Here is a 6,690-nt window from a genome sequence, read left to right on the forward strand (position 1 = left end):
CGCGCATGTCCATACCCAAAGCCTCAAAGATGGCAGGGAAAAAACCTGCAAGTAAGGCCAATCCAGCCGCTGTCAGTTCGATCCACCTTGCTTCATTTCCGGTTAATATTTGGGAAGAGGCCAATCCTCCCAAGATAATTGGCGCGACAACAAATATATTCTTCCATAGAGTTGCCCGTTTCTGCCAAATGTACAGTCCAGTAGAAGTATATTGACAAGATTCTTCTTGGCGGCGGCATTCAATAACGATTTCATCAACACGTCTCTGAGTCATCCGCCCATCGGAATATCCGCCCCAAAAATTTTCTGCCAACTAGTTCCAGCAAGATAAGGGTATTTTACTTCGTCATCACAAGCCTCGGCTGCGGCCCGATGGGCCGCAGTCGCTTTCGATAGCCAACCACTCCCCAAGAACATTGCTTCATAAGTTCCGGGCGAATATAAATTCGCATTACTCTTCGTCACCAAATAATTAAAGAAATCTCGGGCCATCCAATCGTAGAATGTTTTACCTTTATCTCGATGCGCCCACTGATTCAAAAATTCAACCGCAAGTATTTCAATCCAAAATGACTTTAAAGGCACGTCACAAAATGCCTGCCAACGCTTCGCCATTCAAATAAGATTTCTTGTATTCCCCTTCGAAATTGAATTACTTGTTCTAATCAATTCAGCTTCTGCATCATAGTCAGCAACCTGATATCGTCCGCCACTGGAAGTATTGCATATCCAATACTGGCCAGAAGTAAGTTCAAAAACCGGCACGAGCTCGACATTATATGCTGAGAACGGAACCACCACCACCGGGCCACTTCCCTTAATTGCAGTCGTGGAAAATCGTTCCGCAAGTACGCCCTTTATCTCCTGCAAAATTTGAGATTGCCTATTGCCGATCCGCAACTCGAAGCGATTATAAACGGAAAGTGGCAAAACAAATAGAATATCGACGTCCCTCGGAGGCCGGACGCGCGTCAACTTGCCCCATGATCCAACAAATTTGGAATTCGCAGAACCACTCGTGATGCCGTAGTAATGGCTGTTCATGACTCGAACGACCGCTTCCCGCCGCTCAGATCCAGCCACCTTTTGGGCGTCCGTTAGAGCAATATTAGTCAAAAAGCCTTCAAATCTGCTAGCTGCCGACAATGCAAATAAATCCACTCTAGGCGACGAGGCCAATGAAAGCCTCACATATTCATTACTCACGAACCTTAATCAACACAAACAAAAAGGCCCCCCGCTCTCGCAGGGGGCCTTCTTCATTCCAACCGTCAGCGCAAGCCTTACAGGCCGGTGCTCACGTCGATCGTGTTGCCCTCTTCGAGCGTCACGTAGGCCTTCTTGACGTCCTTGCGGGTGCCGAGCGAACCGCGGAAGCGCTTCACCTTGCCCTTGGTGATGGACGTGTTGACGGCCTTGACCTTCACACCGAACAGGGCCTCGACGGCCTGCTTGATCTGTGGCTTGTTGGCGTCGATCGCCACCTCGAACACGACGCCGTTGGATTCGGACATCATGGTCGCTTTCTCGGTGATGATCGGCTTGCGGATCACGTCGTAGTATTCCGCTTTCGTGCTCATGTCAGCTTTGCTCATTTCAGGCGAGCCTCCAGTGCTTCGAGGCCGGCCTTCGTGATGACCAGCGTGTCGCTTTTCAGGATGTCATAGACGTTGGCACCCATCGACGGGAGGACGTCCAGATTGGCCAGGTTGCGCGCCGCACGGACGAAGTCGGCGTTGACCTCGGCCCCGTCGATGATCAGCGCACGCTTCCAACCGCGGTCGTTCACGTGCTTGGCCAGCGCCGAGGTCTTGGCGTTGTCCACGGCCAGTTGGTCGATGACCACCAGCTCTCCGGCCAGCATCTTGGCCGACAGCGCATGACGCAGACCCAGCTTGCGGAACTTCTTGGTCAGCTCGTGGCCGTGGCTGCGCGGGGTCGGACCCTTGTAGACACCACCGTGACGGAAGATCGGCGCGCCCTTGGACCCGTGGCGTGCGCCGCCGGTGCCCTTCTGGCGATAGATCTTCTTGGTCGAGTAGGACACGTCGGACCGGCCCAGCGTCGAATGGGTGCCGGCCTGCGCGTTGTTGCGCTGCCAGCGGACCACACGGTGCAGGATGTCCGCGCGCGGCTCCAGCCCGAAGATGGCGTCGTCCAGTTCCACGGAACCAGCGGATGCGCCGTCGATCTTGATTGCATCAGCCTTCATTTTTGTCACCACCTTCTTCAGCGTTGGTTTCGTCCACGGACTTGGCATCGTTCGCCATTTCCGCTGCGGCGGCTTCCTCTGCGGCCTGCTCTGCCTCGGCTGCGGCCTTGGCGGCTGCAGCTTCTTCAGCGGCGGCTGCGGCGGCGGCCTCTTCGGCCAGACGCTTGGCTTCCTCGTCCATGGACTTCAGGCCAGCGGGATACATCACGCCTTCGGGTGTCGCCTTCTTGACGGCATCCTTGACAGTGACCCATGCGCCCTTGGACCCCGGAACGGCGCCCTTGACCATGATCAGGCCACGGTCGGCGTCGGTGCGGACGACCTGCAGGTTCTGGGTGGTGACACGGGCAGAGCCCATGTGACCGGCCATCTTCTTGCCTTTGAAGATGCGGCCCGGATCCTGACACTGGCCGACAGAGCCGTGCGAACGGTGCGACACGGACACACCGTGCGACGCGCGCAAGCCGCCGAAGTTGTGGCGCTTCATGACACCGGCAAAACCCTTGCCGATCGAGGTGCCGGAGATGTCGACAAACTGACCCGCGAAATAGTGGTTCGCGGTGATCTCTTCGCCGACGTTGATCATGTTCTCGGGGGCGACGCGGAATTCCGCGATCTTGCGCTTGGGTTCCACGTTCGCCTTGGCGAAGTGGCCACGCATCGGCGCAGTGACGCGCTTCACCTTGGCAGTGCCGGCACCCAGCTGAACGGCGGTATAGCCGTCACGCTCTGGCGTGCGCTGTGCGACGACCTGGAGGTTTTCCAGAGCGAGGACGGTCACCGGGATCTGGCGGCCGTCTTCCATGAAGAGACGGGTCATGCCCAGCTTCTTCGCGATCAAACCTGTACGGAGCATATGCAATATCCTCCCTTAAACGCTGATCTGCACGTCGACGCCGGCGGCGAGGTCGAGCTTCATCAGGGCGTCAACGGTCTGCGGGGTCGGGTCGACGATATCAAGCAGACGCTTGTGCGTGCGGATCTCGAACTGGTCGCGCGACTTCTTGTCGATGTGCGGACCGCGCAGAACGGTGAATTTCTCGATCTTGTTCGGCAGCGGGATCGGGCCACGGACGCTCGCGCCGGTGCGCTTGGCGGTCGAGACGATCTCTGCGGTGGAGGCGTCGAGGACGCGGTAGTCAAACGCCTTCAGGCGGATGCGGATGTTCTGGCTGGCTGCCATGTGACATCACCCTTCAACTAGGGCTTAGATCGGAGAGGAGGAGACAGGCTCATCCGGCCCCCTCATCGCGTCTTGTGCGTAACTTAAAAAGGGCGCGCGACGGCGCACCCTTGGCAAGTTGGTGGGCGTATAGGGTGAGTCGGGGGTGAGGGCAAGGGGGTCCCTCCCGAAACCCCGTCGCTTGTGGGACGCTCGACGACGAAACATCGTTAAACCTTCAATGATTGGCTAGGATATCTGGCTGCGGAAAACTGAACAGCCGGGATAGGTGGATTTTCCGCGCGACAGCAGCATGATGCTGCAAGCGAGGAGATGACCATGACAAGACGACCGCGCCGGAACCCAAGCCCGGCATTGAAGGCGAAAGTGGCTGTGGCGGCGATCATGGGCGAAAAGACCATGATCGAGCTGGCACAGGAGTTCGATGTTCACCCGAACCAGATCAAACAGTGGCGAGATCAAATTCTTGATGGCGCGACAGGGGTGTATGGGGAAGCCCCGACCGCCGAGCCTGAGCGGACCATCGATGTGAAGACCCTGCATGCGAAGGTCGGAGAATTGACGCTGGAGAATGATTTTTTGTCCGGCGCGTGACGCACTGCGCGGTGAACGGTCGCCAGGGGATGCGCCATTGGTTCGAGCACCACTGGCGACGGTTCGAGAGAGCCGCGCAGGGGTCTGTTGCCGAGCGCAAAAAAAAATGATCGATCCTGCGGCAAGGCTCAGCGTCAGCCGGCAGGCCATCGTGCTGGGGATCGGCCGGGTCAGCGTCTACTACCAGCCGCGACCGGTGTCGGACGCCGATCTGAAACTCATGCACCGGACCTGCAAGTTGCACATGGAGTTCCCCTTCGCGGGGGGCCGGATGCTGCAAGGTCTGCTGGTGCAGGAAGGATTCAAGGTTGGCCGGTTGCACGTCGCCATGCTGATGCAGCGCATGGGCATCGGGGCACTGCATCGCAAGCCGAACACCTCCAAGCCGGCACCGGGGCACGAGATCTACCCCTATCTGCTGAGAAAGCTGCCTGTGACCCGGCCCAATCAGGTCTGGGGTCGTCCATCAGGGCGCCATTGGTTCAAACCCAATGGACGACGGACTTCACCTACATACCCATGGCGCGGGGCTGCGACTCTCTCGCCGCCGTGCCGGACTGGTTCACTCGCCGCGTGCTGTCCTGGCGGGTGTCGATCTCGCTGGAGGCCGACTCCTTCGGTTAGTTTTACACCAATGTCAGCCAACGGCTGGGAAATCCGGCCGCCCTAGTCGAGTCCTGTCAACCTGTAGCGCAAACCCAAGCACGCTGGCCGCAGCGGCTGCTGGGAAACGGATCGGACAAAGGCCTGCCAACTATTGCGGTTGGGAGGCGAACCGAAGTATTGCCACGACACCGGTATCGCCGTTTCGCAGTTCGAGCTCGCTTTCAAGCTCCATGCAGACAACCTCGGCAATCTTCCTGCCGAGTCCCGTGTTTGCCTGCGAAAGATCATCACGAAGGCCCACGCCCGTATCGGTGCAGATCAGTTCGACAAGGCCATCGTCCATGGCCTTCAGTCGTACGCAAACCAGTCCGCTTTCGCCGTTGGGGAAGCCGTGCTTGCAGGAGTTTGCAATGAATTCGTTGAGGTAGGTGCCGACGGCCGCAGCCTGCTGTGGAGATACGGAAACCTGCTCTGTATCGACTTCGAGTGACACACCCTGAGGCGCAAAGCCTGCCAGATGGGCGCAGATCTTCTCGACGTAGGCCGCAAGGTCGACTGAGTGATGGATGTCTGTCTGATAGAGTTGCTCGTGAACGCGGGTCAGCGCATCGATGCGAAGTGCGACCATCGACAGGGCCAGCTTGGCGTCATCCGATGCGAAGGCCCGCTGCTGCAATCTGGTGAAGGATGAAAGCGACTGTAGCGAGTTCTTCACCCGGTGATCCACCTCGCGGCGAAGTACATCGGCCGCGCGGAGGGCGCGACGGGCTTCGAGCAGAGCCATGACCTGCCGGGACAGAACACGGAGTGTATCCCGTTGCAGAGGCGTGAGTTCGCCGGGTTCATAGTCCAGGACGCACAGCGTGCCGAGAGGCAAGCCGTCTTCCGTCTTCAACAATGCGCCCGCATAGAACCGAAGTCCGGGATTGCCCCTGCAGAGTGGATTGTCTCGCATGCGCGGGTCGTCCAGCGTGTCCCGTATCTCCACGAAATCATCCTCGAGAATGGCATGTGCGCAAAGGGATGTGGCGAGCGGCGTCTGACGCACGCCGAGACCCGTCTCCGCCTTGAACCACTGTCGATCGGCGTCAATGAAGTTCACCACCGATATGGCTGTGCCGCACGTTGCCGCAGCGAGTTTCACGATGTCGTCGAAGTCATGTTCCAGGTCTGTGTCGAGCACCTCGAACGAATGAAGGGCCGCGAGCCGCGCTTGCTGCTGAGGATGAAATGCGGCTTCCACGGCTCGATTCCCTGAAACAAGTCGCCGGACTCCCGGCGATGGCAACATGCTAAAATGAAACTGGTCAGACTAGGACAACAGCAATCGCAGCTTCTGCCCGGACCACATCACGACGGCCCGCAGCAGGTCAAGGTGATGACGATTGTCTTACGGCAACTCCACGCTGACAGTCGCCGAAATGTTCATCCTCGTTGGAGACAATCCTGAGCGCATCAAATCCAAAGCCGCATTGGCCAGGATGTGCGGCGTTTGTCCGGTCCCGGTCTCAAGCGGCAAGACCAACCCCGTGCGTTTGAACCGAGGGGGTAACCGACAAGCCAATGCCGCGCTTTATCGCGTGGCGATCGTACGCATGCGCGATGATGCGCAAATCAGAGCATAAGCAACCAAGCGAAGCGCGGAAGGAAAAACCAGACGAGGGATCGTCCGCTGTATCAAGCGATACATTGTCCGCGAGATTTACCGCGTCCACTGCGCATCACACACAGCAATCAGCATTTGACGGATAAAGGACCTTCAACGCCTTGGACGAGACGATCAATGGTCTCTACAAGACCGAGGTCATTCGCCGTCGGGGCCCTTGGAAAGACATCGAGGCCGTCGAGATGGCGACCCTCGATGGGTGGACTGCTTCAACAACCGCCGACTGCTTGGACCCATCGGGAACATCCCGCCTGCTGAGGCAGAAGCCAATTACTATGCGCAGCGTGCCGCGCTCGATATGGTCGCATAAAGTGAAGCAACTGGTCTCTGGCAAACCCGGCGCGGTTCAATGCCGTTGGGAGGGGGCATCCAGGCCATCAACAAAGTCTTCGGCTATTCCTCACGGAAGGCTCGTTCGAACTGGTCGAT

9 protein-coding genes and 2 pseudogenes are annotated in these 6,690 nt (G+C 58.2%); 3 read left to right on the plus strand and 8 right to left on the minus strand.

Features of this window, described 5'->3' with window-relative positions; genetic code table 11:
* The 7 genes from ACOI1H_RS22585 to rpsJ all read right to left on the minus strand — a co-directional run.
* On the minus strand, positions 1-313 hold a 313-nt coding region (locus tag ACOI1H_RS22585), incomplete at its 3' end, for a hypothetical protein (protein WP_422440366.1).
* A complete protein-coding gene (locus ACOI1H_RS22590) occupies positions 271-615 on the minus strand; it encodes a hypothetical protein (protein WP_422440368.1) in 345 nt (114 codons plus the stop codon). The genes ACOI1H_RS22585 and ACOI1H_RS22590, both read right to left, overlap by 43 nt.
* The gene (locus tag ACOI1H_RS22595; protein ID WP_422440369.1) at positions 616-1,206 is read right to left on the minus strand and encodes an SMODS domain-containing nucleotidyltransferase; all 591 of its coding nucleotides are present in this window, start codon (positions 1,204-1,206) and stop codon (positions 616-618) included.
* A gap of 77 nt (positions 1,207-1,283) precedes the next feature.
* Positions 1,284-1,580, minus strand: coding sequence for a 50S ribosomal protein L23 (locus tag ACOI1H_RS22600; RefSeq protein ID WP_422440378.1), 297 nt, complete (start codon positions 1,578-1,580; stop codon positions 1,284-1,286).
* 11 nt (positions 1,581-1,591) lie between these two features.
* The gene (rplD, locus tag ACOI1H_RS22605; RefSeq protein ID WP_422440371.1) at positions 1,592-2,212 is read right to left on the minus strand and encodes a 50S ribosomal protein L4; all 621 of its coding nucleotides are present in this window, start codon (positions 2,210-2,212) and stop codon (positions 1,592-1,594) included.
* Entirely contained in the window at positions 2,202-3,068 is an 867-nt protein-coding gene (gene rplC / locus ACOI1H_RS22610; RefSeq protein ID WP_422440373.1) for a 50S ribosomal protein L3, read from the minus strand. Before rplC ends, rplD begins: the two co-directional genes overlap by 11 nt.
* Before the next feature lie 15 nt (positions 3,069-3,083).
* Entirely contained in the window at positions 3,084-3,395 is a 312-nt protein-coding gene (gene rpsJ, locus ACOI1H_RS22615; RefSeq protein WP_056032218.1) for a 30S ribosomal protein S10, read from the minus strand.
* A 318-nt stretch (positions 3,396-3,713) separates the two neighbouring features.
* Here rpsJ and ACOI1H_RS22620 point away from each other — a divergent pair.
* Positions 3,714-4,598 (plus strand): annotated as a pseudogene (locus tag ACOI1H_RS22620) (hypothetical protein); the annotation flags it as partial.
* 145 nt (positions 4,599-4,743) lie between these two features.
* On the opposite strand, the gene ACOI1H_RS22625 reads toward ACOI1H_RS22620, so the two are convergent.
* A complete protein-coding gene (locus ACOI1H_RS22625; protein WP_422440375.1) occupies positions 4,744-5,838 on the minus strand; it encodes a histidine kinase dimerization/phosphoacceptor domain -containing protein in 1,095 nt (364 codons plus the stop codon).
* 142 nt (positions 5,839-5,980) lie between these two features.
* Between ACOI1H_RS22625 and ACOI1H_RS22630 the strand changes: the two genes are divergently transcribed.
* Positions 5,981-6,220 carry a transposase gene (locus tag ACOI1H_RS22630; protein WP_422440377.1) on the plus strand — a complete coding sequence of 80 codons (240 nt, stop codon included), beginning with the start codon at positions 5,981-5,983 and terminating at the stop codon, positions 6,218-6,220.
* A 136-nt stretch (positions 6,221-6,356) separates the two neighbouring features.
* Positions 6,357-6,571, plus strand: a pseudogene (locus tag ACOI1H_RS22635) (IS3 family transposase); the annotation flags it as partial.
* Between the last annotated feature and the right edge of the window lie 119 nt (positions 6,572-6,690).

Origin of the sequence: Loktanella sp. DJP18, assembly GCF_049310965.1 — a bacterium.
In the GTDB taxonomy this organism is placed as follows: domain Bacteria; phylum Pseudomonadota; class Alphaproteobacteria; order Rhodobacterales; family Rhodobacteraceae; genus Loktanella.

Excerpts from the sequence above, each read along its gene's own strand:
- rplC (WP_422440373.1), bottom strand. The coding sequence starts at position 3,068 with ATGCTCCGTACAGGTTTGATCGCGAAGAAGCTGGGCATGACCCGTCTC.
- rplD (WP_422440371.1), bottom strand. The coding sequence starts at position 2,212 with ATGAAGGCTGATGCAATCAAGATCGACGGCGCATCCGCTGGTTCCGTG.
- rpsJ (WP_056032218.1), bottom strand. The coding sequence starts at position 3,395 with ATGGCAGCCAGCCAGAACATCCGCATCCGCCTGAAGGCGTTTGACTAC.
- ACOI1H_RS22600 (WP_422440378.1), bottom strand. The coding sequence starts at position 1,580 with ATGAGCACGAAAGCGGAATACTACGACGTGATCCGCAAGCCGATCATC.
- ACOI1H_RS22590 (WP_422440368.1), bottom strand. The coding sequence starts at position 615 with ATGGCGAAGCGTTGGCAGGCATTTTGTGACGTGCCTTTAAAGTCATTT.